Source organism: Psychrobacter sp. D2, assembly GCF_013608135.1.
Classification (GTDB): Bacteria; Pseudomonadota; Gammaproteobacteria; order Pseudomonadales; family Moraxellaceae; genus Psychrobacter; species Psychrobacter cryohalolentis.
In genome coordinates, this window is record NZ_JACDXZ010000004.1 from 260430 (window position 1) to 285542 (window position 25113).

Here is a 25113-nt window from a genome sequence, read left to right on the forward strand (position 1 = left end):
CTACTATTATGAAGTTATCTTAGGACAAATAATGTCGCAATTACTGTCAGAACTTGTCAAAAACCAAAATTACCAGCTGGGTCAATTGACGCCCAGTATTGTACTTTATGAGCCAAGTTTTGAGGGGTGGCTCAGTGCAGTATTTTACGTCTATTCCAATCACTTACAGGACGATACATCGCTACAGCTTATTGCGCAGGACTATTATGTGCCGTCATTACTCGCTCACGCCATTAGTGTAGAGACCAATGCCAACCATGCCGAACGAGTACTTACGAAATTGAATCAACTCCTAGGTCGCTCAGGTATGCGCAATTTACTTTGGGGTTTTTTGTCAGAAAAAGACAATATTGGTAGCACATTGTTTCAAGTGGTGAAATACGCTATTAACTACCCAAGTCGCCATATCATGGATGATTTGGGTAATCTCAATGTTTTAGAGCTCGTGCAAACGGTCAAGTCTGTCGGTCGTGAAAAACACCGCATGGAAGCCTTTGTACGCTTTGAGCATACAGTTGAAGACATTTACTTTGCCCGTGTTGAGCCGGATTTTAATGTCTTGCCTTTGATTGGGGAGCATTTTCGTCAGCGTTATCAAGATCAGCATTGGGCAATTTATGATTTGGCTCGTGGCTATGGCATTTATTATGACAAAAGCCAAAGCACGCCCAAGCGCCCCGCAGCCCTGCAAACCATTACTGAGCTTGATGAGGCAGTACTACGTAATCCTGCCAGCATTCATAGCGAAGATGAGCAACGTTATCAGCGTTTTTGGCAAGGTTATTTTACCAACGTCAATATCAAAGAGCGTAAAAATCCACGTTTGCACAAGCAATACTTACCGCAGCGCTATTGGAAATACTTGAGTGAAAAGCAAGTCCTGCCAAATGCGCAGCACCTCAAAAAACAGCGCTAAATATTTGATTACTGTCATTTATATTACCTATATTTATTGACGACAAATAATAGTCATTGTCCCATGCTATCTTTTTATCTTGGTGGTTGAGTTTTCAGCACTTTTCACTGACAATAGCAGCTTGATATCTTCTAATAGTGACCCACGCCATTATGAAAGTTATGCGTTTACTGTCGTCTTTGAAGCATGATGAATCCGAGCGCGGTATTTTTCATCTTGGGCGTGCTTTGGTCAAAAACGAGCATACCTCAATCATTATCTCTAGTGCTAATGAAGACAACGACTTGGTCAGACGCCTAAAGCGTGATGGCAACCATTATCACCAGTTATATATGAATAAAAAATCTTGGCTGTCCTTGTTACAGGTCGCGCCACTACGCCGTCTGATTGAAAAATATGACCCTGATATCATCCATGTGCATTCGCGGACACCAGCATGGGTACTGCATTTAGCGCTGCGCCGTGCACGGGTAAAACGTCGACCAAAACTGGTATCGACCATGTATGGCTTCTATCCCATCAATAAATACTCACAAGCCTTGCTTGATGTTCACACCATTATTACTGTGTCTGATAGTGTGACTGATTACTTAAAAAAAGGGCTGCGTCGTGAGGAGCTGGATCCCAGAGTCATTAAACGTATCTACCGCGGTGTTGATACGCGTCGTTATCCTTATCGTCATAATCCATCAGTATATTGGCTACGTCATACTTTTGCTGAATACCCTGAGCTTGAGAATAAAAAATGGCTGGTATTTCCAACCATCATCGGTAAGGAATATGGCCAAGAATGGCTGATTGATATCTTGGGCAATCTTCAAGAGCAGTTCCCCAATATCCATGCCATTATTATGGATGATGATTATCGCGCGGGCGATGTCGCCCATGAAGATTTTCGTCAACGCAGCAATACTTTGGGACTAGCCGATCGTATCACTTATGTCGGCAGCAAACGTAATGATATGCGTGAGTGGTTGTCAGCGGCCAATGTCGTCATGGCACTTGCCAATCAGCCTGAATCTATCGGTATCAATGCCTTACAAGCCATTCATTTGGGTACGCCTGTCATTGGCTGGGATCAAGCGGCATTTAGTGAAATTCTGCGCCCACTCTATCCGCAAGGTTTGGTTAGAAAATACAATGCCAACGCACTGTGCAAAGCGGTGCGCAATCAGTTAGAAAGTGTGACTCGCCCTGAGATGACCAACAAATTTACCATGCGTGAGATGATTGATGAGACAATAGGCGTCTATAAAAATCTGCATGAGCAGGCATTAGCAGAAGAAAAAGCGGCAGCGGATGCTTTAGCCGTAAGAAGACACAAAAAAGTCTTTGGCGTGACTTCTGAGCCCATCGTTAATAAAAAAACAGCAAATAAAGTCAGGTTGGTCAAAGACAAACCCAACACATCTTACAGTTCTAAAGTAACAGAAGAGCCAAACGATGTTTAATTGGCGTCATTTCTAATTTGACTGCTTGCCTATCTATTATTAACTTTCTTCTTATCGGCTTGCTTCAAAGACATATACAAAAAACGCTACTTTCTAGTAGAAAATAGCGTGAGTAAAAGGCAATCCTGTATGTTCAATAATCATACGCTTTTGAAAATACATTACTATATGGACCTATCACTGTATAAAAGCTTATGCTGATTTTTGTTCAGTAAGTCGTTGGCGTATGCGCACTAATGATACGAGTCACGCCGTCAGTAGGATTGATAAAAGTATGCGGCTTAATCGTATCGATCACATAACTGTCACCTTCATTTAATAAGTAGGTTGTCTCTTCAATACGAATCAACACTTTACCTTCGATGACGGTACCGATTTCTTCACCTTCATGAGCAATTTTTTCTTCCGTTGAGCTGTTTGGCTGATAAGTTTCGATCAAAAAACCCAGATTCTTGGTGGTGCTACAGTTATATACCTGCTTTAGAGACACTCTACTGCTCGGCTCGCTCAGCTCTATCAAATCTTTTGGCGTAACCACCACTCGAGCTTTAGGCTCTTTCCACTCATCACTAAAAAAAGTCGTCAAATAAGGTGCTCTATATATCATTATTACCGAACCGATTAATCACGGGCTCAACACCACAACAAGACGGCTTTTACATGCCAGCAGAATTTGAACCGATACAAAAAATATGGATGGTGTGGCCTTACCGTGCTGATAACTGGCGACAGCAAGCCATTCCTGCTCAGAAAGCTTATGCTGATGTTGCACTGGCAATTAACAGATTTTGTGAAGTTGGCATACTGGTCAATCCTGATGATTATCAATCATGCCGCGATAGTCTACCTGCTGATATCGACGTCATATCCATGCCCAGCAATGATGCTTGGGCGCGTGATACTGTCCCGACATTTTTAATCAATGATAAAGGTGAGCTACGCGCTTGTGATTGGACATTCAACGCATGGGGCGGCGACTATGACGGACTATACTCGCCGTGGGATGACGATGATAAGCTGGCTGAACGCTTATGTGACCATCTAGATATCAAACGCTATCGAACGGATGACTTTGTGATGGAAGGCGGTGCATTTCATATCGATGGTGAAGGCACCGTTCTGACCACGCGCATGTGTCTGCTCAGTCCGGGACGTAACCCGCACCTAACCGAAGCTCAAATTGAAGCCAAGCTAAAAACTTATCTTAATGTGCAAAAAGTGCTGTGGATTGATGATGGTATTGATCCTGATGAGACTACAGGTCACATTGACGATATCGCTTGCTTTGCGCGCCCTGGTGAAGTGGTTTGCTTGTTTACTGACGACCCTAAGCATCCGTTTTATGAGGTAACGCAAAAAGCCTATGAGCAGCTCTCAAATATGACCGATGCAAAAGGTAGGCATCTAAAAGTCCATAAGCTGTGCTGTACCAAGAACTCTGTCACCTTGCCTGAACATTATGATATTGAACAATCTGATGATGCCAAACCACGCCTGACAGGCGATGTTTGTATCGCTTCATATGCCAACTTTTTGATTTGTAATGACGCTGTCATCGTACCGCAATATGATGATATAAATGATGCACTCGCCATCGAGCAGCTTGAAAAAGTCTTTCCTCAACATCAGGTAGTGGGAGTACAAACGAAAGAGATTGTTTTTGGTGGCGGCAATATTCACTGTATTACGCAGCAGCAACCAAAATCATCAATTAAAAGCATTAACTAAAAACACCCGCATAAAAATATAGACCCAAATGGATTTTGAACCCAATAATATTTTAAAAAAGGACATAACTATGAGCGATTATCAAGTTAATAACCCAGCTACTGGTGAAGTAGAAGCCACTTACCCTACCGCCACTGAACAAGATATCCAAAGAGTGATTGAGCAAGCTGACACAGCCTATCAAGACTGGCGTACAGTATCGCTAAGTGAGCGTAGTAAGCTACTGCATAAAATTGCTGATCTCTATCTTGAGCGTAAAGAAGAGCTTGCACGTATCGTAGCAACAGAGATGGGTAAGCCTGTCGCGCAAGCAAAAGGCGAGATTGGATTGGTCGCTGATATCTTTCGTTACTATGCCGATAATGCAGAGCAGCTATTAGCGCCCAATAAAATTGATGTCGATACAGGGTCTGCCTCTGTAGAGAAGCTACCTGTCGGTGTCCTGTTGGGTATCATGCCATGGAACTATCCGCATTATCAGGTTGCACGTTTTGCCGCACCAAACTTTATGGCAGGCAATACCCTTATCTTAAAACACGCGCCGCAATGCCCTAAGACAGCAGAAGTTATCGTCGATATCTTTAAAGACGCAGGCTTACCAGAGGGTGTCTATAACAATGTGTTTGCAACCAATGAACAAGCAGCGACTATTATTGAAGACAGCAGGGTACAAGGTATCTCCTTAACTGGCTCTGAACGAGCTGGACAAGCAGTTGCTAAAGTAGCAGGCGGCGCCCTCAAAAAAGTCGTGCTAGAGCTTGGTGGCTCCGATGCCTTCATCGTTGCAGCTGACGCTGATATCGGAAAAGCGGTACAAGGCGCTATCTCTGGTCGTTTTGGTAATACTGGCCAAGCCTGTAATGCCGCCAAACGCCTAATCGTCATTGAGTCAGTTTATGATGATTTCGTCAAAGGCTTTACCGATGCCGTACGTGATATGAGCTTGGCTGATCCACTTGATGATGGCACCTTTATCGGACCGATGTCCTCTAAAGCAGCAGCAAAAAACTTACAAGAGCAGCTCGACAGCGCCATTCAAGCAGGGGCAACCGTATTGGTAGAAGGCGGTATGGTGAAAGACAAGCCGGGCGCTTGGTTTAAGCCTGCGGTACTGACAGACGTTGATGAGTCCATGGATGTCTATCGTCAAGAGCTTTTTGGTCCAGTTGCTGTCATTTATAAAGCACGTGATGTCGATCATGCGATTCAAATTGCCAATGATGTTCCCTTTGGACTTGGCGCTTCTATTCAAACGCAAGATGCAGAGTTGGCGGCTCAGATAGCTGATAAGCTTGAAGTCGGTATGGTAACGATCAACGCCCCGTCTGGTAGTGAAGCCAATACCCCATTTGGCGGTGTGAAGCGCTCAGGTTTTGGTCGAGAGCTTGGTAACCTTGGCATTACTGAATTTTTAAACTATAAATTGATTCGTGACAAATCTTAATCGACAGAGCGATTTTTAGAATAATAAAAAGCCTAACAGTCAATGTTAGGCTTTTTTTATAGGACAATTTCATTAAAAAATAACCCATCGAAAAAACTATTGCTTAGGTGGATTATCTTTTAACCATAATTGATTGACGATTTTTAATTCACGTAGCTCTTCTGCCATAATCGATTCACTAATACCTGGATATTTAATCCTTGCATAGCTATATAACACAATACCTAAGACGGTCCAGCCAAAGAAAATCCACCATTCAACAGGTGTCAATGCTGATGGCATACCTGGCATATATAGCATCAATAAACCAAAGCTAAGCGCAATCGTTATCATACCGACAAGCTTACCTGCTGGTATCTTAAAGGGACGTACCATATCAGGCTCGCGGTAGCGTAGTACCAAGAATGAAATAGCAACACAGGTATAGGCAATGACGATACCAAAACCACCAGCATCAACGATCCAAACCAACATCTTGCGACCAAATAAAGGTGCTAGCGTTGCTAAACCACCAATGAGGAGAATCGCATTCGAAGGTGTATTGTATTTTGGATGTAACTTACCTAAAAAAGCTGGCAACATGCGCGCTTTTGACATCGCATAAAGTAGACGACTACCACCAATTAAGAACGCATTCCAGCTTGATAAAATACCCAGTACACCGCCGATAACCAGTAAAATACCTGCCCATTTGCCTTGCCAAGCATTGGTCATGGCATCAGCTGTGGCTAAGGTTGAGCTTTCTGCTTGTACAAGCGGCAACGTCGTGCCCACGCTCCAAGCGATACCCACATACCACATCACCGCAACGACGATAGAGACAATCAAAAACTTACCGATATTAGGACGAGTTAAATCAATCTCTTCTGCCGCTTGTGGAATAACGTCAAAACCCACAAACATAAAGGGCACCATGACAATGACGGCCATCATGCCACCGACACCACCAATGAAGGCTGGCGATTGTATTGCTGTAGAGGTTTCAGGGTTATAAAGCACTGCACCAATAAATAGCAAGGTTCCGACGAATAAAATACCTAGTACTGCAGTTTTTTGGAACCATGCACTGACTTCCATACCGCGTATATTTAGCCACGTTACAATGACGGAGCCTAGCATCCCAACTCCTACCCATGTGGCATAAACATCCCAGCCAGCAATGGTCCAGAGATAACCTTGATTATAATTAGGAATAAAATATTCTACGACTGTCGGCAAGGCAACCGCCTCAAAGGCGACCACAGAGAAATAACCAAATAGAATACTCCATGAACAGATAAAGGAGACATTTACTCCCAGCGCGCGATGGGTATAAGTATGCTCACCACCAGTGATGGGCATCGATGCCGCAAGCTCAGCATAAGTCACACCAATCAGTATCACTGCCAGCCCACCTATAAAGAATGCCAACATAGCACCCCAAGTACCAGCAGATAAAATCCAACCACCCGCCAAGACGACCCAGCCCCAACCGACCATTGCACCAAATGCTAAGGCGATAACATCTAGCGTCCCTAACGATTTTTTTAATTCAGACATAACTTGCTCCTTGTCCGTGCTTCATCCGTGTGAATCTTTTTTCATTACACTTAGAGTGACACTATTTTGTATTTAACAGGGCATTGCCCCTCATGTTTATCTTTCCATACTTCTCAGCCGAGAAGCTCGATAGTATTTTTAATATCTCGATAGCGGAGACAACAACGGCGTCTTGACTTGCAAGGCGCCGTTGTACCAACACTGCTTAGGATTTGACTATAAACACAGCCTAACCTTTAGCACTTGTTATCCTTTAAGCTATCAAATACTTAGGCAGTCAAAATATCTTTGATGATATCAAGACCTTCTTGTAGCACTTCATCTTCAACCGTCAATGGCACCATCACACGAATGGCATTGCCATGCATACCGCAAGATGCTAGTAACAAACCTTGCTCAAATGATTTCGCTTTTAGGTTAGTCGTCGCTTCAACGTCAGGCTTGCCAGCACTATCGATTAGCTCAAACGCGAGCATGGCGCCTTTGTGGCGAATATGTCCGATACTACTTAGATTTAGCCCTTTTAAGAATGACTCAATTTTGTCGCCAATCTCAATACTACGCTCAAGTAGGTTTTCCTCTTCGATGACTTCGATGACTGCTAAAGCAGCTACACAAGCAAGTGGGTTGCCAGCATAAGTACCACCCAAGCCACCTACTTGCGGGGCATCCATAATATCGGCACGACCAATAACGGCAGAAATAGGATAACCACCTGCCAAGCTCTTAGCACTGGTCATCAGATCTGGCTCAACGCCCAATTGTTCACAGGCAAACAACGTACCCGTACGCGCAAAACCACACTGTACTTCATCAAAGATTAGGACGATGCCGTGCTCATCACAGATGTCGCGTAAAGACTTAGCAAATGATGGCGTGACTTGATGGAAGCCACCCTCACCTTGTACTGGCTCGATAATCATCGCCGCCACTTCACTAGGATCGATATCCGCTTGGAAAATCATCTCAAGGCTATGCAATGCTTGTTCTTCAGTAACATTCAGCTCATCGCATGGGAATAATGCATGGAATACAGGCCCTGGCATCGGACCAAAGTTCTTTTTGTATGGCAATACTTTACCAGTCAAGCTCATGCACATAAGCGTGCGGCCATGCCAACCGCCAACGAAAGAAATCACGCCTGGACGACGGGTTTTTGCACGAGCAATTTTGATACAGTTTTCAACCGCTTCTGCACCAGTGGTCAAGAAGAATGCCTTTGTGTCGCCACTGATAGGCGCTTTTTCACAAAGTTTTTCGGCAAGATCGACATAGCATTCATAGTTAATCATTTGCGCAGCAGTATGGGTGAATTTGTCTAGCTGCTCATGCACACGCTGCGTGATTTTTGGATGACTGTGACCAGTATTTAGTACTGAGATGCCGCCAACGAAATCGATATAACGATTGCCTTCAATATCCCAAACTTCTGAGTTTTTTGCTTTTTCGGCAAAGATAGGAAAAGCCACACCCAGTCCGGTTGGCAATACCGCTTTACGGCGTGCAAGTAATGATTGATTGGTAGTCATAAGAATGTCCTTTTCTTTCTTTTTACGTAGATGCCAGTGAAGTGATGGCGGTTTATAGAGTAAATTACAGTTGGGATTCGTGGTACTGAACCCCATTTCGTGCTATGTGACAATTAGATATGTGACCATTAAAATAGAAAATAAAACTGAAAAGCTTAGCTGACGTCAGAACACCAGTATTTGGTCACAACATATTCTTCGATGCCGTATTTTGAACCTTCACGACCAAAACCAGACTGTTTGACGCCGCCAAATGGTGCTACTTCTGTTGAGAGCATGCCCGTATTATGTCCAACCATGCCATATTCAAGACCTTCGGTCACACGCCAAGCACGCGCATAGTCGCTGCTATAAAAATAAGCTGCTAGACCGTAGATAGTGTCGTTGGCTGCGCGAATAACCTCTTCTTCAGATGAGAAAGTAAAGACTGGCGCGATAGGACCAAATATCTCTTCGCTGGCAATATCCATATCAGCGCTGATATCGGTGATAACAGTTGGGTTGTAAGCAAGGGCTGACGCATTGTTCGTACTGCCACCAGCAATTAGGGTCGCGCCTTTATCTAGCGCATCTTTTAGTAGCGCTTGTACTTTTTGTAGGGCTTTTTCATTAATCAAAGGACCAACGTTGACCCCTTCTTCCATGCCATTACCGACTTTTAGCTCAGCGACTTTTTTGATAAAGATATCTAAGAATTCATCTTTAATGCTGTCTTGAACATAAACGCGGTTGGCACACACACAGGTTTGACCGGCGTTACGGTATTTAGAGGCGATTAGACCTTCAGCAGCTTTTTCAAGATCGGCATCATCAAAAACGATAAACGGTGCATTGCCGCCAAGCTCTAATGATAGCTTTTTAATCGTTGGAGCACACTGCGCCATTAAGGTGCGACCGACTTCGGTAGAACCCGTGAATGATAGCTTGTGAATGCGAGCATCGCCGGTAAGAATATCGCCGATAACAGATGATTTACCGGTCACAACTTGGATAACGCCTGCAGGAATACCTGCTTGCTCAGCCAATGCACCGAGTGCTAAGGCAGAAAATGGCGTTTCAGTCGCAGGTTTGATAATGATAGTACAGCCTGCTGCCAGTGCAGGAGCTGCTTTACGCGTGATCATCGCCGCTGGAAAGTTCCAAGGCGTGATGGCAGCACAAACGCCAACCGGCTGTTTTAATACCACATAGCGTAATTGCGAGTTGGTTGCAGGAATAACATCACCATAAACACGCTTGCCTTCTTCTGCAAACCAGCGGATGAAGCTATTGGCATAACCAATCTCACCGCGTGATTCAGCCAAAGGCTTGCCCTGCTCGGCGGTCATGATAATGGCCAAATCTTCTTTGTTGGCATCGATAAGATCTGCCCATTTTTGCAGCAGCTGCGCGCGTTCTTGTGGGGTTTTGGCGGCCCAAGTGATTTGAGCTTCGTGAGAGTAAGTAACAGCATCATTGATATCAGCGGTCGTCAAGCTTGGCACCGTACCGATAACATCGCCATTGAATGGATTGCTCACTTCAATAGTGGCATCATCATTGGCACCGTGCCATCCGTCTTTGATAAGACACTGCTGTTTGATCAAATCTGGGTTTGAGAGATTTAGGGTCGTATTTAGCATCGTAACACTCCATGTTTGTCGCTATTACTTATTTATTATTTATAAAGCTATCTAACGTTGGCATAAGCTTGTCTTTTTAAACAGCTATTAAACCAATGAAAAATTGACGTAAGCAGTCAGTAATAATGATTGATAATATATGCACTGTTCAATATACTGAACAGATATTCCATATATGAGACATCATTATAAGAACGATGCGATACTCTTTGCAACCGTTATTTTGATAGTTCTCGAACATATTTTTTATTTTTACTTTTCAACTGACATTTTAATAGGCAACTTATGAGTACCAGCGCCGTTCCTGCTCTAGACAAAACGTTTCAAATTCTGGATTTAATCACGGCAAGCCAGCAGCCCTTAACGGCAGCTTATATTGCAAAAGAGTTAAAGCTACCACGTAGCTCAACGCATAATATTTTGCAAAGCTTACTTACCAAGCATGTCATCTATAAGGATAGCGAAGGGCGCTTTCACTTAGGGTCTTACTTGCTATATTGGGCGGGTAAATACGAGCAGCAGCAAGGGGTGGTGCAGTTATTTAAAGACCTTATCATGCAATATCCTATCCTGTTACAGCACACCGTCACCTTGTCCAAAATGGATTTGGGCGAAGTGGTTTTTTTAGCATGTCATGAAGCACCAGCTCCGCTTGGTTTTACTTTCCGTGCTGGTGTGCGCGTACCAGCAGTATTTTCTGCCACGGGCAAAGCTATGCTTTCAACATTGCCCATGCATAATATCAAATCACTTTATGAAGGTATCTTTCCAGAGCCAATGACACCTAACGGAGTTAGCAACTTTGAAACTTTAGCGGATGAAATTGCTGCCATACAGCAGAGCCGTATTTCACTGGATGATGGGCAATTGCGTGATGGTATGTATTGCTTAGGGACTTACATACGCAATGCGTCAGGCAATGCGGTTGCGGGTATGGCAGTCAGCTTTTTACAAGCAGAATATGAGTCCAAGCGTGCTGAGGTCAGTGCTGTACTGATTGAATTGGCGAAGCAAATTGAACAGCGTTTAGGTTTCATTGATTAGCAATAAAACCTAAACGCTGCTATTTCCTTGTTTAAAGAAAGAAAAATTTATACCAGTAGCACTTTATGATATTTGTACTTATTTTATTTAGGACTGACTATAAGCCCTGATAAAAATGCCTGCAAATTGTCATTGAGCTTTTGCAGGTAATAACCGCCTTCGACCAAGACAATCAGGGGTTTAATCAAACAATCCCATCAGCTTTCAATTTGGCGATCATATCGCTGTCATAGCCCAAATTGCTAAGCGTGCTGTCAGTATGCTCGCTCAAACGCGGTGGCGGTGTACGATAAGTGACAGGCGAGCCTGAGAGTTTAATGGGACTGCCAAGCGCTCTTACCGGACTGCCTTGCGCGGCAAAATTAACAATCATCCCTCGTGCCAGTGCTTGCGGCATAGCCAAAGCTTCTGCAACATTATGAATAGGACCGCAAGGAATACCAGCCTCATGCAAGCGCGTAAGCCAATATGCACGTGGATGCTTGGCAAATGCGTTTATGAGCCACTCACAAATCAGCTCACGATGGGCAACGCGTTGAGGGTTGGTCGCAAAACGACTGTCAGTATGCCACTCTACGGATAGCATCTGGCATAGTCTGGCAAATTGACTGTCATTACCACAGGCTAAAATGAAATGCTCCTCCCCTGCACCGGCAAACACTTGATAAGGAACGATGTTAGGGTGACCATTGCCCAGTCTTGGCGGCACCTCGCCAGATGCCAAATGATTCATACCAACATTGGCGAGCATTGCCAACGCACTGTCTAGTAACGCGACATCGACATGTTGACCCAGTCCAGTATGCTGGCGCGCTATTAACGCCGCTTGAATACCAATCGTCAGCTGCAAGCCTGCAAATAAATCTACCACTGCCACGCCAACTTTATGCGGTTCGCCATCAGTAGGTCCAGTGATGCTCATTAGCCCTGACAAACCTTGAATAATATAGTCATAGCCCGGAAGCTCAGCATCGGGACCTGTTTGCCCAAAGCCCGTTAGTGAGGCATAAATCAGACGTGGATTGCTTTGCTTTAAACTCTCATAGTCCAAACCGTATTTTTTCAGACCGCCAACTTTAAAGTTTTCTACCACGATATCGCTTGTTTCAGCGAGCTGCTTAATGATGGTTTGTCCAGCAGGCGTGGTGATATCGACCGTAAGGGATTTTTTATTGCGATTAATGGTGGCGTAATAAGCGGATGTATCATCGCTGAATTTTGGCGGTGCCCAATGACGGGTTTCATCACCGATATGTGGACGCTCAACCTTGATCACATCGGCACCAAGGTCGGCGAGCACTTGAGTGCAAGAAGGACCTGCCAATACCCGCGACAAATCAAGCACCTTGATACCATGCAATGCGCCTTTTGATACAGCATCAGTCGCAATATCAGCGGTAGCACTCTTAGTAAAGTTGGCTTGTTCAGGCTCTTGTGTGGTTGTAGTGACAGTCATAATAATCCCTTATTGATAACGTATTTTTTATAATAGTAAAAATGATAAGACAGTGCCTAGTCCTCATTTATCTAATTCTTTAAAACTACTGCTAAACCAGATATAAATGAGGACTAATAACTGAAAAACGCACGCTACTGCTTATCAAGTGCTTCGTAAGAAGCACAACAGTAACGTACGTTAATGATCGGGAAATTAGCTAATACTTATTAGCTAATAACGCTTAATAAAATGCCTGAATCCCAGTCTGCGCGCGACCTAAGATGAGCGCATGAATATCATGGGTACCTTCATAAGTATTGACCGCTTCTAAATTCATCACATGACGAATAATATGAAACTCATCAGAGATACCATTGCCGCCATGCATATCACGGGCAATACGGGCAATCTCTAGCGCTTTGCCGCAGTTATTACGCTTAATCAGTGAAATCATTTCAGGCGCCGCATTGTCCTCATCCATCAAACGGCCAACACGCAATGCTGCTTGTAGACCTAGTGTGATTTCCGTTTGCATATTGGCAAGTTTTAGCTGTACCAACTGTGTCGCGGCTAGCGGACGACCAAACTGCTTACGGTCAAGGGTGTACTGACGAGCCGCTTTCCAGCAGAATTCAGCCGCACCCATTGAACCCCAAGCGATACCATAACGGGCTTTATTTAGGCAACCAAACGGACCTTTTAGACCACGAATATCTGGGAAAGCATTGGCTTCAGGGACAAACACTTTGTCCATGACAATCTCACCCGTGACAGATGCACGCAATGAGAACTTGCCTTCGATTTTCGGTGCGGACAGCCCTTTCATACCTTTATCTAAGATAAAACCACGAATGTCACCCGCATCATCTTTTGCCCAAACGACAAATACATCAGAAATCGGGCTATTGGTAATCCACATTTTATTACCAGTCAGCTCATAACCGCCTGCCACTGCGCGCGCGCGCGTTGACATTGATGAAGGATCTGAACCCGAATCCGGCTCTGTCAGACCAAAGCAGCCGACATATTCCCCAGTTGCCAGTTTTGGTAGATATTTTTCTTTCTGCTCTTCTGTACCATAGGCATGTATCGGATGCATGACCAAGCTTGACTGCACGCTCATCGCTGAACGATAGCCCGAATCCACCGCTTCCACTTCTTTCGCAATCAAGCCATAAGCCACGCTTGACATGCCAGCACAACCATAACCGTCAATCGTTACACCAAGAAGACCCATCTCGCCCATCTGACGCATGATATCGCGGTCAAAATGTTCATTACGATTGGCCTGAATGATACCCGGCATCAGCTCTTTTTGAAAAAACTGACGCGCACTGTCCGTTACCATGCGCTCTTCATCTGTAAGCTGGTCACGTAATAAAAATGGATCTTCCCAATCAAAACGTGGGCTGCTAGAAGTTGCCATGTGGTGCTCCTTGTTATCAGTCATCCTGACCGACTATTAATGGTGAATATGATGCTTTGGCTAAATTTACTATTGACTTCAAAATTCCGCTGTGCGAAACTTAGTTTCATAATATAAACTATTTAAGCAAAATTTTAGCGTCCTGTAAACCCTTATTCATTCAGATGGTTATAAAATGAGAAAAAATATGCTGGTAGCTGCCCCATTATTGGATCGATTAAATAGCTCCCTTACCCAAGGTAAAGAAGACAACGATAGGCAATTTGTCACTGCCCTTGGACGTGGCTTAATGATATTGGCAGCTTTTGAACATGAAGAGGCGCTTAGCCATCAGCAATTATGCCAGATGACAAAATTGCCAAAAGCGACGATTACTCGTCTGATTCATACCTTGATGACGCTTGGATTTTTGCGCGTGACGCTACATGGACAGTATCAATTGGGTAGTAGTGCGGTACGATTAAGTGCAACAGCGTGGAGTCGTCATGATTTAGTGGCAGCAGCTGAACCGTTATTGCGGCAGTTTGCCAGTCAAAACGAGGTGTCGGTGAATTTAGCAACCGAAGTCGAAGGAGAAATGCGCTATCACGCTTGTTGTCGTAGCCCTGCCCGCCTATCGGTCAATTTGCAAGTTGGCTCAGCCGTTCCCGTCGCCCGCACCGCTATTGGACGTGCTTTTTATGCAGCTAGTTCGCAAATACGACAGGCTGTTATTCGTAGTAATTTACAAGAGCAGCTATCAGCAGAAGATTATAACCATGCGCAGGCTGCTTTATCTGACGCTGCAGAACATTATAAAATGCATGGTTATACCGTATCGGATGGTGAGTTTTCTACGGACATATTAGCAGTGGCCGTTGGTGTCTTTGATGTTGCGACTGGGCAATATGCCTATTCACTCAATGCCAGTGTTCCGAGTGCTAACTGGGAAAGCGAAGACTATGCGGCGATGATAGTACCTAAGTTGCAAGCGTTGGCTGAAAGGATTGGCAGCGGGGTTTAGACTAATTGAGTTGCCAGGTAAGTTTTAACTTAGTTTACCAATGATACTAAAGCGTTTCGATACAATCACAAAGTGATTTGGTCTAAGTGCTATACACTTTGTAGCAAGTAGTTTGTGCTAAAGCGTAAGAGACGTTAAAATTTAATGTAAATACCAATAATAAAAGTAATGTGCCATAAGCCATTGATTGAAGCGATTGATATAACTGGCAAATTGACCTTGTTGAATAATTGCTTTTAAACTATTAATGTCCGAATTTTCTATATGCTTTATATAAGCGTATAGACTCTCCCTTTGCAACCGACTGGGCGAGTGTCAGACCCTGCACTCTCGCAGCAGCGGGTTGAAAACATACTGCAGCGGCTACTGTGCATTGCGGATAAACGCTTTTTTAACCTTTATGCATCGTCCTCGTCACACCTTACAAGGTACTTTTCATACCTTGCTACAAGATACTGACAGTCGGTTTCAATTTTATTTTTAATATTTTCTGCCATTGATTATAGACAATTTAATCATAGCTACGCGACAAACGGTCATTAAAACATAAGCTTAAGATTTTTTTGGAATTATTAAAGCCTGAGAGTAGCAATTGCAAGGTCTTTATTGGTCTGCCGTTACTTAATTGATATGGAGCCGTGATATTATAGGCGTATGATACACACCACAAATTTGAGCCCCTAAGGGCGTTTGGCCTGCTTTTAGCATGTTGGCTTTTAGCGCTTTCGCTCATTTTAAAACTCTTACTTAATCTTTCTATATTGAATCATGAATAGCGGCAAAGTTACCAAATAACTTACTGCCGCATTTTTTAATTCCTATTTTTTATAGTTGAGCCTTGTTATGCCCGATTCCAGAACCAATTTGAACCCTGAGCCTGAACACAACTCCCCTTACCTAACCGGTGTTTTGCTACGCTACAGCACCTTTGGCGCCGCAATCTTGCTGTTTTTAGCAGGATTACTCCTCGTCAACTGGGTACTCATTATCATCGGTGGTCTCGCCGTTGGGCTAGGTATTTATGACTTATTGCAATCTAAGCACTCTATCCTAAGCAACTATCCTATCGCCGGTCACATCCGCTATGTGTTAGAGGATTTCCGTCCTGAGATTCGCCAGTATTTGCTCGAAGACGATAAAGAGCAAGTGCCGTTCTCACGTCAGCAGCGGGCCTTGGTCTATCAGCGCGCCAAAAACGTCAGCGATACCAATGCTTTTGGCACTTTGGACAATTTATATGCTCATGGTAAAGAATGGTTTTTGCAATCTGCTGTCAGTGAGCCGATTAAGAATAAAGACTTCCGCATCATTGTGGGCGGTGAGCGGTGTAAGCAGCCGCATGATATGTCAGTGTTTAATATCTCAGCGATGAGCTTTGGCAGTTTGTCTGCTAATGCCATTATGGCGCTCAATCAAGGCGCAAAAATGGGCGGCTTCACTCATGATAGTGGTGAAGGTGCTATCAGTCCTTATCATCGTAAATTCGGTGGTGATTTGATTTGGGAGCTGGGTACAGGTTACTTCGGTTGCCGCGATGACAATGGCAACTTTGACCCACTGTCATTTGCCGAAAAAGCTGTTGACCCGCAAGTAAAAATGATTGAAATCAAACTTTCACAAGGTGCTAAGCCCGGTCAGGGCGGCGTGTTGCCAGCAGAAAAAATCACCCCAGAAATCGCTGAAACCCGTCAAGTGCCGATGGGTCAAGACTGCGTATCACCTGCGTCGCATTCTGCTTTTAGTACGCCTCGCGAATTGGTTGTGTTTTTACAGCAGCTACGGGATTTATCAGAAGGCAAGCCAGTTGGCTTCAAGCTATGTATTGGGCAGCCTTGGCAGTTTATGGCGATTGTCAAAGCCATGCTTGAGGCAGATAATTATCCTGATTTTATCGTTATTGATGGTGCTGAAGGCGGCACGGGTGCTGCACCTGTTGAGTTTATGGATAGCGTCGGTATGCCATTGATCGATGGTTTTTTATTCGTTCATAACACCTTAGTTGGAGCAGGCATCCGCAACCAAATCAAACTTGGTGTGAGTGGCAAAATCGTATCAGGCTTTGATATCGCCCGCCTATTGGCATTGGGCGCTGATTGGTGTAACTCTGCGCGCGGCTTTATGTTTGCCGTCGGCTGTATCCAATCGCGCTCTTGTCATACCAATACCTGCCCGACAGGTGTCGCAACCCAAGACCCTTATCGTCAAAAAGCACTTGATGTACCAAGTAAGGCTGAACGCGTTGCCAGTTATCATAAAAATACCCTAAAATCGCTTGCCAGCATCGTTGGCGCAGTCGGCTTACAGCACCCAAGTCAATTGCAGCCTTATCACATTGCACGCCGTTTGGATGATGGACAAATTAAGCTATTGTCGAAGTTCTTTTATTTCACCGATAAAGGTGCCTTACTTGATCATAATGCGCGATCAGAGGTCTTTAATCAGATGTGGGTAATGGCAGATTCGTCGAGCTTTTTAGCCAATAATGATGCGCTGATTGCTTATAATAAAGACTCGCGCGATATCGGTAAAGAAACCGGTGCGCCAACAGAAAAAACGGTTGGAGAGGTAGACGTCAATATTGATGGTGGTAAAATGATTGGCAATGTCAATAATACCGTCCGCGATTTTATACCGCCAACTGTTTAACCATTTAACAGTGTTTGGCTGTGACAATCACGCAATTTATTTCCTTATAAAAGATAGATGATTGATGCCAAACACTGTTTTCAAAAAACTTCTTCATGTACTGCCAATGATGCTCATGGCGTTTATGACTGTTGGTATAAGTGCTTGCCAACCAACTGATAGCAATCAGACGGACACTGCTTCTACTGATTGGTCATGTCAATCACACAACACACCGTTTGCTTATAGCACTTGTCATATTCAGTCTGATTTGTTGACAGATAAGCGCTATTCATTACAGTTGTTTTGGCAACAATCTGACAGTCGTCAACCGCTACTGACTTTCGATAATCTCTTGAGCAGCCTGCCCTCGTCGCAATCTTTGAAGTTTGCCATGAATGCGGGCATGTACAATGAAAATTATGCACCTATTGGCTATACCGTCATCAAATCTGAAGAGATACGTGCATTAAACCTGAAAGAAGGCGGCGGCAATTTTCACCTCTTACCCAATGGCGTACTGTGGTGGGATAAGTCTGGCAAGGTACAAATCACTGAAAGTAATGCCTTAGCCGAGCAGCTAAAAAACGGCACTGCACAGCCATTGTATGCTACCCAATCTGGTCCTATGCTGGTTATTAACGACGCTATCCATCCGCAGTTTGACCCTGATGGCACCTCAGCTAAAATTCGCAATGGTATAGGCGTGTGTAGCGATGGCAGTCTACAATTTGTCAATAGCGAAGCACCCGTGACCTTTTATCAGTTTGCCGCACTATTTAAAAACCAATTGAAGTGTCCGAATGCTTTATTTTTAGATGGCGGTATTGCATCCGCTTTATACGCACCCACGATAGATAAGCATGACAAAAAAGAGATGGGCGTGATGATTGGACTGGTTGAGTCAGCACAATAGACCATAGTATGGTTACTTACACCCCACCAATTCATCATCAGTAATACCATGCCTACTGAGACTGCATCTTTTTAGACTCACTGAGCCACATTAAGTATTTTTTAATAAAAATGAAGGCACTATTATTCTTAATAATAGTGCCGTTTTTGTGCTTACTTAAACCTTCTCATAATATCAGTAATTGGAAATAACGATTCCAATAAGCTCGACTTACATCTTATTTACTTTTGTGCGCCTTGATAATCATTGGTTAACAATAATGCTCATTATAGAAGTATCGTTTACATAGATGCTATACAGGTAGCAGCTATGTGCTACAGACTAGTCCAGCACCCTTAGGCTATATTACTTAGCAAGCAAGGCTTACTATATTTCTTAAGGGTAATGCCAATGCGAAGTATTAAAATAAGTATTAGAAATTTGAACAGCTACACAGTGATTGCTAGCAAGCTTCAATAGCTAGCTAACAATCACTGATTTAGAGGACAAGCTAAGATTGGATGTCAAAAATGACCTTTATTTTAATGTCATTTAGACTGCAGGCTACTTATATCATTCTTCATAACTTAACAATAATAGTAAAAAGGATAATAGCTCATGGATAATATCAATCGTACAGTAGTAGTCAATGACAACGCTGACCCCATTACAGGTGAGCCAGGCTCACATCCAATAGGTACAGCTCTTGGTGGTACAGGCGGTGCAGCAGCAGGCGCAGCTATTGGTGCTATTGGTGGTCCATTAGGCATGCTGATTGGTGGTGCTATTGGTGCTATCGTCGGTGGTGTCGCAGGTAGTTCAGTCGGTGAAATGCTAGACCCAACAGTAGAATATGAATACTGGCAAGAAACTCATACCACGCGCCCTTATTATCATGAAGATTATGATTATGATACCGATTATCATCCAGCCTATGCAGTAGGTTATGCCACCCGTGCGCATTATCCAAATACTACACGCTTTGAAGAAGTTGAAGCTGAGCTTGAACAGCGCTGGTATGAGGTAAAAGGCGACTCACGCATGACCTGGCTACAAGCAAAAGACATGGTACGTGATGGTTGGGATAAGACCCATGCCCGTATGAATGGTGAAAACTATGAGCCAAAAGAGTACGTCCATTATGCAGGTCATAGAGAGCCTATTGAGCCGATCCATCATGGTGAAGATAAGCCGCACCCAGTAGCCACTGGTACTGGCGCGCTTAGTGGCGCAGCAGCAGGTGCAGCCGTAGGCACAGCAGTCGGAGGTCCAGTTGGCACCTTAGTAGGTGGCGCTGTTGGAGCAATCGCAGGTAGCAAAGTTGGACATGAAGCAGGCGAGATGGTCAATCCTACCGATAGCTTAGAAGCTCATGAGAAGCCACATCCTATTGCTAGTGGTACTGGTGCACTGGGCGGTGCAGCAGCAGGCGCTGCTGTAGGTACGGCAGTTGGTGGTCCAGTCGGTACAGTAATCGGCGGCTTAGCAGGCGCAGTTGCTGGTGGTGCTGGTGGCCAAGAAGTTGGTGAAGCCGTTAATCCTACTGATCAAAATGAAGTACAACGAGAAGCAAATCCTGTTAGTAGTGGTACAGGTATGGTCGGCGGTGCAGCAGCAGGCGCAGCTATCGGTGCAGTAGGTGGTCCAGTAGGTTCAGTCGTAGGCGGTGCCGTTGGTGCAGTCGTCGGTGCAACAGCTGGTAACGCCGTTGCCAATGCGTTTGAAGGCAATATGGAAGAAGACACTTACTGGCGTACTCAGCATGCGACGACTGACTACTATAATCCGCAATATGATTACGATACCGACTATCGTAATGCCTATGGTTATGGTTATGCGCAGCGCAAGCAGTATGGTAACGACCAAACGTTTGAGCTGGTAGAGCAAGACTTGCAGAGAGATTGGTTAAATTCACGTGGCAACTCACGCTTAGAATGGTCAGATGCTAGATTTGCCGTACGTGATGCGTGGAATCGTCCTATTATTTAATTATTAATGATGAGGCAATGATTGCTTATCGTAGACAATTAAAATGTTATGAAAAAACAGCTTCTATTAAATAATAGAAGCTGTTTTTTATTCTGATTTATATCATTTAAAAACTGACTGCAAAGCTAACATTGAGTTACTCTAAAGCTAATAGGGTACTAACGCGCCATATAATTGGTCATATCTTCCACGCCATGTAACGTCATCGGATACATCTTATTATCAAACAGTTTTTTAATCTCAACAATGGTTTGGGTATATTGCCAATAGGTTGGAGTCTCAGGATTGAGCCAAGCGACTTTATCAAAGTGCGCGAGAACCCTCTTTAACCAGACGATGCCTGCTTCATTATTCATATATTCAACGCTACCGCCTACCGTCATGAGCTCATAGGGTGACATCGACGCATCACCAACGAAGATGACCCGATACTCTCGGCCATACTTATTAAGCAATTCAAACGTTGGCATCGGTGCGCTATGACGACGGTTATTGTCCTTCCAAACATAATCATACAGGCAGTTATGAAAGTAAAAAAACTCTAAGGTTTTAAATTCATTTTTCGCCGCAGAAAACAGTTTTTCGAGCGCTTCGACATGGATATCCATACTGCCGCCCACATCAAACAACATCAGTACTTTGACACGGTTACGGCGCTCTGCTTGCATATGTATATCGAGCACACCTTTTTTTGCGGTACGTTTAATCGTCTCATGAATATCCAGCTCATCAGCACTGCCCGTCCGTGCAAACTGGCGCAGATTGCGTAGCGCCATCTGAATTTGGCGCGTTCCCAACTGACTGTCATCATCAAGATTGCGATATTTGCGCTGCTCCCAAACTTTGGCAGCGCTACGTTTGCGTGACTCACCGCCGACACGCACGCCCTCAGGATGGTCACCATAAGCGCCAAACGGTGAGGTGCCACCAGTACCGACCCATTTACTACCACCTTGATGACGCTCTTTTTGCTCTTTTAACCGCTCTTCCAACGCCTTCATCAACTCCTCAAGCGAGCCGTACTTTTTTAGCAGACGTCTCTGCTCATCGGTCAGGTTCTTTGGATCGAGCTTTAAATCGAGCCATTCTTTGGGCACGTCCGTTAGCTTGGCCAACAGCTCATCCATGTCTAGACTATCGACGCCTTCGAAATAATCCGCCATGGCACGATCAAACTTATCAAAATGGCGCTCGTCTTTGACCATGCACAATCGAATCAGACGATACATGTCTTCACGACTGGCAAAAGTAGTCAATGCTGGATCTTCAGGGTGCGGCTGCATCATCAGCCCTTGCTCTAATGCAGCATTTAAATCGAGCAGCTCGCGCGTACTGACTGGAACGCCGTAAGTACGCAAGGTGTAAAATAGTTTGATAAACATAAGAGTCGTATCACTTATTGGCTGACATTATTATCTGGTGATATTGCTGACATCATGAATTGATACAGTCATAGGCTAAGCGCTTGCATTGACTTTGATATCTGAAGTTAAAATCAATGCAAGCTACAAATATTAACGACGCATCATATTAGCAAAACGCTGCAACAAATTCACATCGGCTTCGTTTTTCAGTAACGCACCATATAGTGGCGGAATAGACTTTTCACCACGCAAGTTTTCTTCTAGCTCTGCTTGTGCCATATCATCCGCAAGTAACAAGGTCAACCAATCGACCAGCTCAGAAGTTGATGGTGGCTTTTTAAGCCCCTGAACATTACGCAATTTATAAAAAATATCAAGCGCGTCATTGACCAGCTTCTCTTGAATATTGGGAAAATGTACCTCAACGATTTGGCGCATGGTTTCTTCCTCAGGGAAATCAATATAGTGGAAGAAGCAACGACGCAAAAACGCATCCGGTAGCTCTTTTTCATTGTTTGAGGTGATAATAACCACGGGACGCTGCGCCGCTGTGATGGTTTCGCCCGTCTCATAAACATAAAAAGACATCTTATCAAGCTCGTGCAACAAGTCATTTGGGAACTCAATATCCGCTTTATCAATTTCATCAATCAATAATACACTACGCTCTTTGCTGGTAAAGGCATCCCACAATTTACCCGGCTTGATATAATTGCCAATCTCATAGACTTTATCGTCACCCATTTGCGAATCACGCAGACGCGATACCGCATCATACTCGTACAAACCCTGCTCTGCCTTAGTCGTCGACTTGATATGCCACGTAATCAGTGGCATACCTAAACTTTCAGCAACCTCTTCTGCTAGTAAAGTCTTGCCTGTACCCGGCTCACCTTTGATAAGTAGCGGTTTTTGTAGCGTCATTGCCGCATTGACTGCCAATTGCAAATCATCAGTAGCGATATAGCTTTGCGTACCCGTAAATTTGGTTTTTTTATCGGTCATAATACAATCTCATTTATTGTTATCGTTAAAAGGTTTTAAGAGCGTTAATAAATTGTCATTTAGATTAGCACAGCCTTATTGATTGCCAAAATACTCATGCGTTCGCAGATATTTATCATATAAAAAAAGACACGCATGGTGTCTTTTATAATCATTAGAAAAATGCAGGAATCAACACTGTCAACTAGAAAGGAAATACTTTAAAAGGTTAAAGCAATCGCATTCAGGCTAATCGTTATTTTTAGATACAGGTGTATCCTTTTTTAGATTAATTGCTGGATCAATATCTTTAACTGCCACCACTTCATCAGATTCTGTCGCCAAATAATTGCCAGAAGCTAGCTGCATATTTGCTTGCGTGTCCTGGGCGGTACGACTGCGAGCTTTATCTAAGCTTGATTCAAAGGCGCCGCGAATAAGCTGCCAAACAAAACCAACAAATAAACCAACAAATAATACCACCATGATGGGCAGCATATTAGCAATCGCACCAGTCGTGTCCTTCATCATAATCGCATAGACCACGCTGATACTAGCAGGTGCAATCACGCTTGGATCGCCCAGTGCTGTACCTGGTGCTAATAATACAGCAAACAGTATCATCCAACTCATGCCGCCTAATGGACGTGGTAATATGCGCGCGACCAGTAGCCAAAGTACTAACACGATAATGACGCCACCAAGATAAGCATACATTGGTAAATCTGCTACCGGTACGTCTTTTACCAGCTGCCCCCACCAAATAGCAATCTCACCGAGAATATCGCTGATGGCTTCTAGTGGTAAGCTGTGTAAGATATTTTTTAACCAGTCCATGCGTGTTTTATTACCTGCGTTCGTAAATAGTGCGGGATAGTGATTATATTAATAAACTGCTAGTTTATCATGACTCTTCACCAAAATGCATGACACTATAGATTTTGATATTTCATCTGTATCTATCCACTCTGTTCAAAAAAGCCAGCTAAGAAATTAGACTTGATAAAACGAGCTGCAAAATATCGACGTAAACCTTGTTAAAATATAATTTTATAACTATTACGTATTATAAATACTGTCTTGAGATTCACGGGCACGCAATTCTGCTTGGCGGCGCATGACATCTTGCGGTGGTAATTGTACAAAATACCCTTGCGACGCAAGCTTTGCTAGCACTTCTTCTTTGTCCACTCTAGCAAGTGTAGGCGTTGTAGCCAAATCCAGATGCATGACAAACTTGCTACGACCTAAGCCTGCACGAAAGTCTTTGGGTAACACACCCAGCCAATCTTTGATTTCATCCGTATCATTCGGATAATCAGGACGGGCAATATAGATATACATATCATCATGTTTAAGGAATTTATAAATATCGCAATGCATAAAAACAACCTATCAGAAACTATCGTTATAGATTAGCATATTTCAAGCCATTATCAGTAGTGACTTTACGTTCAGATAAGGTAAAGCATCCCAAATACTATCGCAACTTAGCTTAAGAGAAAGTAAGGAGCATCTTCATATGAGCACTCTGTATCCCTTGTACCGTCAGGCATGATGCTCATAGATAAATTTTATACTTTTAAATTTTTATAACAAATGCTTCAGCTTTATTTTTTATTGACGCTATGTAATTTTACAGAAACACATGTACTCTATTTTGCTGTCGTTCGGTGTATTGTCCGTATAAAAAAGCATGTTTGCTAAAATTATTCACTATAATTTATATGATGGGTTGTAAAAAAGCTGTGAACCTTTCATAATAAAAGCGTTTTTCAGGAGAGAGTCTTTAGCCTAATGTTAGTAATGCTCATATTAACGAGTTTGTACTGACAGCCGCTACATGACCACCGAAGGCGCATCCACCCTGCTAATCGCTCAGGTAAAAGGACTGAAAAACACATGTCATAACGGTTTATTTGCATCACGCTGATTGGCGTATTGCTCTTTAAACCTTAGGCATAACAAATCTGGAGAGCGGTAAGGACGGACGACGTCTTACCCACCGAAGGGGAGAAAACGCGACATCATTGCTCTGTTGAAGAATTACGATGATGGATCGTGTTGAAAATCTCAGGTCACAGGACAGATAGGGCTTCCCTCTAAACTGACGTTA

18 protein-coding genes, 2 pseudogenes and 2 riboswitches are annotated in these 25113 nt (G+C 43.7%); of the genes and pseudogenes, 10 read left to right on the forward strand and 10 right to left on the reverse strand.

What is annotated here, in order from left to right; genetic code table 11:
• Nucleotides 1-31 precede the first annotated feature (31 nt).
• A complete protein-coding gene (locus tag H0262_RS07650) occupies nt 32-916 on the forward strand; it encodes a TIGR03915 family putative DNA repair protein (protein WP_181210324.1) in 885 nt (294 codons plus the stop codon).
• Between the two features lie 152 nt (nt 917-1068).
• Nucleotides 1069-2367, forward strand: a complete 1299-nt coding sequence (locus H0262_RS07655) for a glycosyltransferase (RefSeq protein ID WP_181210325.1) — start codon at nt 1069-1071, stop codon at nt 2365-2367.
• Between the two features lie 208 nt (nt 2368-2575).
• Here the strand turns inward: H0262_RS07655 and H0262_RS07660 are convergent, their stop codons facing one another.
• Nucleotides 2576-2953 (reverse strand): cupin domain-containing protein, encoded by a 378-nt coding sequence (locus H0262_RS07660; protein WP_259275430.1) that lies wholly within the window; start codon nt 2951-2953, stop codon nt 2576-2578.
• A 5-nt stretch (nt 2954-2958) separates the two neighbouring features.
• Here H0262_RS07660 and aguA point away from each other — a divergent pair, with 5 nt between their 5' ends.
• On the forward strand, nt 2959-4095 hold the full coding sequence (gene aguA / locus H0262_RS07665) for an agmatine deiminase (RefSeq protein ID WP_310502983.1): 1137 nt from the start codon (nt 2959-2961) through the stop codon (nt 4093-4095).
• A 70-nt stretch (nt 4096-4165) separates the two neighbouring features.
• Nucleotides 4166-5539 (forward strand): NAD-dependent succinate-semialdehyde dehydrogenase, encoded by a 1374-nt coding sequence (locus H0262_RS07670; protein ID WP_181210326.1) that lies wholly within the window; start codon nt 4166-4168, stop codon nt 5537-5539.
• Nucleotides 5540-5635: 96 nt separating this feature from the next.
• Here H0262_RS07670 and H0262_RS07675 read toward each other — a convergent pair whose 3' ends face one another.
• The 3 genes from H0262_RS07675 to H0262_RS07685 form a co-directional block, all read right to left on the reverse strand.
• Nucleotides 5636-7078: an APC family permease gene (locus H0262_RS07675; protein WP_181210327.1), complete on the reverse strand. Its 1443-nt coding sequence runs from the start codon at nt 7076-7078 to the stop codon at nt 5636-5638.
• Nucleotides 7079-7347: 269 nt separating this feature from the next.
• Entirely contained in the window at nt 7348-8607 is a 1260-nt protein-coding gene (gene gabT, locus H0262_RS07680; protein WP_181210328.1) for a 4-aminobutyrate--2-oxoglutarate transaminase, read from the reverse strand.
• Nucleotides 8608-8762: 155 nt separating this feature from the next.
• On the reverse strand, nt 8763-10229 hold the full coding sequence (locus H0262_RS07685; protein WP_181210329.1) for an NAD-dependent succinate-semialdehyde dehydrogenase: 1467 nt from the start codon (nt 10227-10229) through the stop codon (nt 8763-8765).
• A 285-nt stretch (nt 10230-10514) separates the two neighbouring features.
• Between H0262_RS07685 and H0262_RS07690 the strand changes: the two genes are divergently transcribed.
• Nucleotides 10515-11273 (forward strand): IclR family transcriptional regulator, encoded by a 759-nt coding sequence (locus H0262_RS07690; RefSeq protein ID WP_011513163.1) that lies wholly within the window; start codon nt 10515-10517, stop codon nt 11271-11273.
• 184 nt (nt 11274-11457) lie between these two features.
• On the opposite strand, the gene H0262_RS07695 is transcribed toward H0262_RS07690, so the two are convergent.
• Both H0262_RS07695 and H0262_RS07700 read right to left on the reverse strand, forming a co-directional pair.
• On the reverse strand, nt 11458-12729 hold the full coding sequence (locus H0262_RS07695) for a CaiB/BaiF CoA-transferase family protein (RefSeq protein WP_181210330.1): 1272 nt from the start codon (nt 12727-12729) through the stop codon (nt 11458-11460).
• Nucleotides 12730-12952: 223 nt separating this feature from the next.
• Nucleotides 12953-14137 carry an acyl-CoA dehydrogenase gene (locus tag H0262_RS07700; protein WP_020443096.1) on the reverse strand — a complete coding sequence of 395 codons (1185 nt, stop codon included), beginning with the start codon at nt 14135-14137 and terminating at the stop codon, nt 12953-12955.
• 175 nt (nt 14138-14312) lie between these two features.
• On the opposite strand from H0262_RS07700, the gene H0262_RS07705 reads away from it, so the two are divergent.
• The 5 genes and pseudogenes from H0262_RS07705 to H0262_RS13145 form a co-directional block, all read left to right on the forward strand.
• Nucleotides 14313-15140, forward strand: a complete 828-nt coding sequence (locus H0262_RS07705) for an IclR family transcriptional regulator (RefSeq protein ID WP_181210331.1) — start codon at nt 14313-14315, stop codon at nt 15138-15140.
• Between the two features lie 843 nt (nt 15141-15983).
• The gene (locus H0262_RS07710; protein WP_181210332.1) at nt 15984-17786 is read left to right on the forward strand and encodes an FMN-binding glutamate synthase family protein; all 1803 of its coding nucleotides are present in this window, start codon (nt 15984-15986) and stop codon (nt 17784-17786) included.
• 64 nt (nt 17787-17850) lie between these two features.
• On the forward strand, nt 17851-18681 hold the full coding sequence (locus H0262_RS07715; protein WP_181210333.1) for a phosphodiester glycosidase family protein: 831 nt from the start codon (nt 17851-17853) through the stop codon (nt 18679-18681).
• A gap of 597 nt (nt 18682-19278) precedes the next feature.
• Nucleotides 19279-19749, forward strand: a pseudogene (locus H0262_RS13290) (hypothetical protein); the annotation flags it as partial.
• Between the two features lie 90 nt (nt 19750-19839).
• Nucleotides 19840-20016, forward strand: a pseudogene (locus H0262_RS13145) (glycine zipper domain-containing protein); the annotation flags it as partial.
• 791 nt (nt 20017-20807) lie between these two features.
• Here the strand turns inward: H0262_RS13145 and H0262_RS07725 are convergent.
• The 4 genes from H0262_RS07725 to H0262_RS07740 form a co-directional block, all read right to left on the reverse strand.
• Entirely contained in the window at nt 20808-22031 is a 1224-nt protein-coding gene (locus H0262_RS07725) for a VWA domain-containing protein (RefSeq protein WP_181210334.1), read from the reverse strand.
• A 132-nt stretch (nt 22032-22163) separates the two neighbouring features.
• A complete protein-coding gene (locus H0262_RS07730; RefSeq protein ID WP_181210335.1) occupies nt 22164-23018 on the reverse strand; it encodes a MoxR family ATPase in 855 nt (284 codons plus the stop codon).
• A gap of 228 nt (nt 23019-23246) precedes the next feature.
• Nucleotides 23247-23834: a hypothetical protein gene (locus H0262_RS07735; protein ID WP_149492819.1), complete on the reverse strand. Its 588-nt coding sequence runs from the start codon at nt 23832-23834 to the stop codon at nt 23247-23249.
• Nucleotides 23835-24056: 222 nt separating this feature from the next.
• Entirely contained in the window at nt 24057-24380 is a 324-nt protein-coding gene (locus H0262_RS07740) for a YcgL domain-containing protein (protein WP_011513153.1), read from the reverse strand.
• 383 nt (nt 24381-24763) lie between these two features.
• Nucleotides 24764-24901: riboswitch (glycine riboswitch) on the forward strand.
• A 56-nt stretch (nt 24902-24957) separates the two neighbouring features.
• Nucleotides 24958-25096: riboswitch (glycine riboswitch) on the forward strand.
• Nucleotides 25097-25113: the final 17 nt, after the last annotated feature.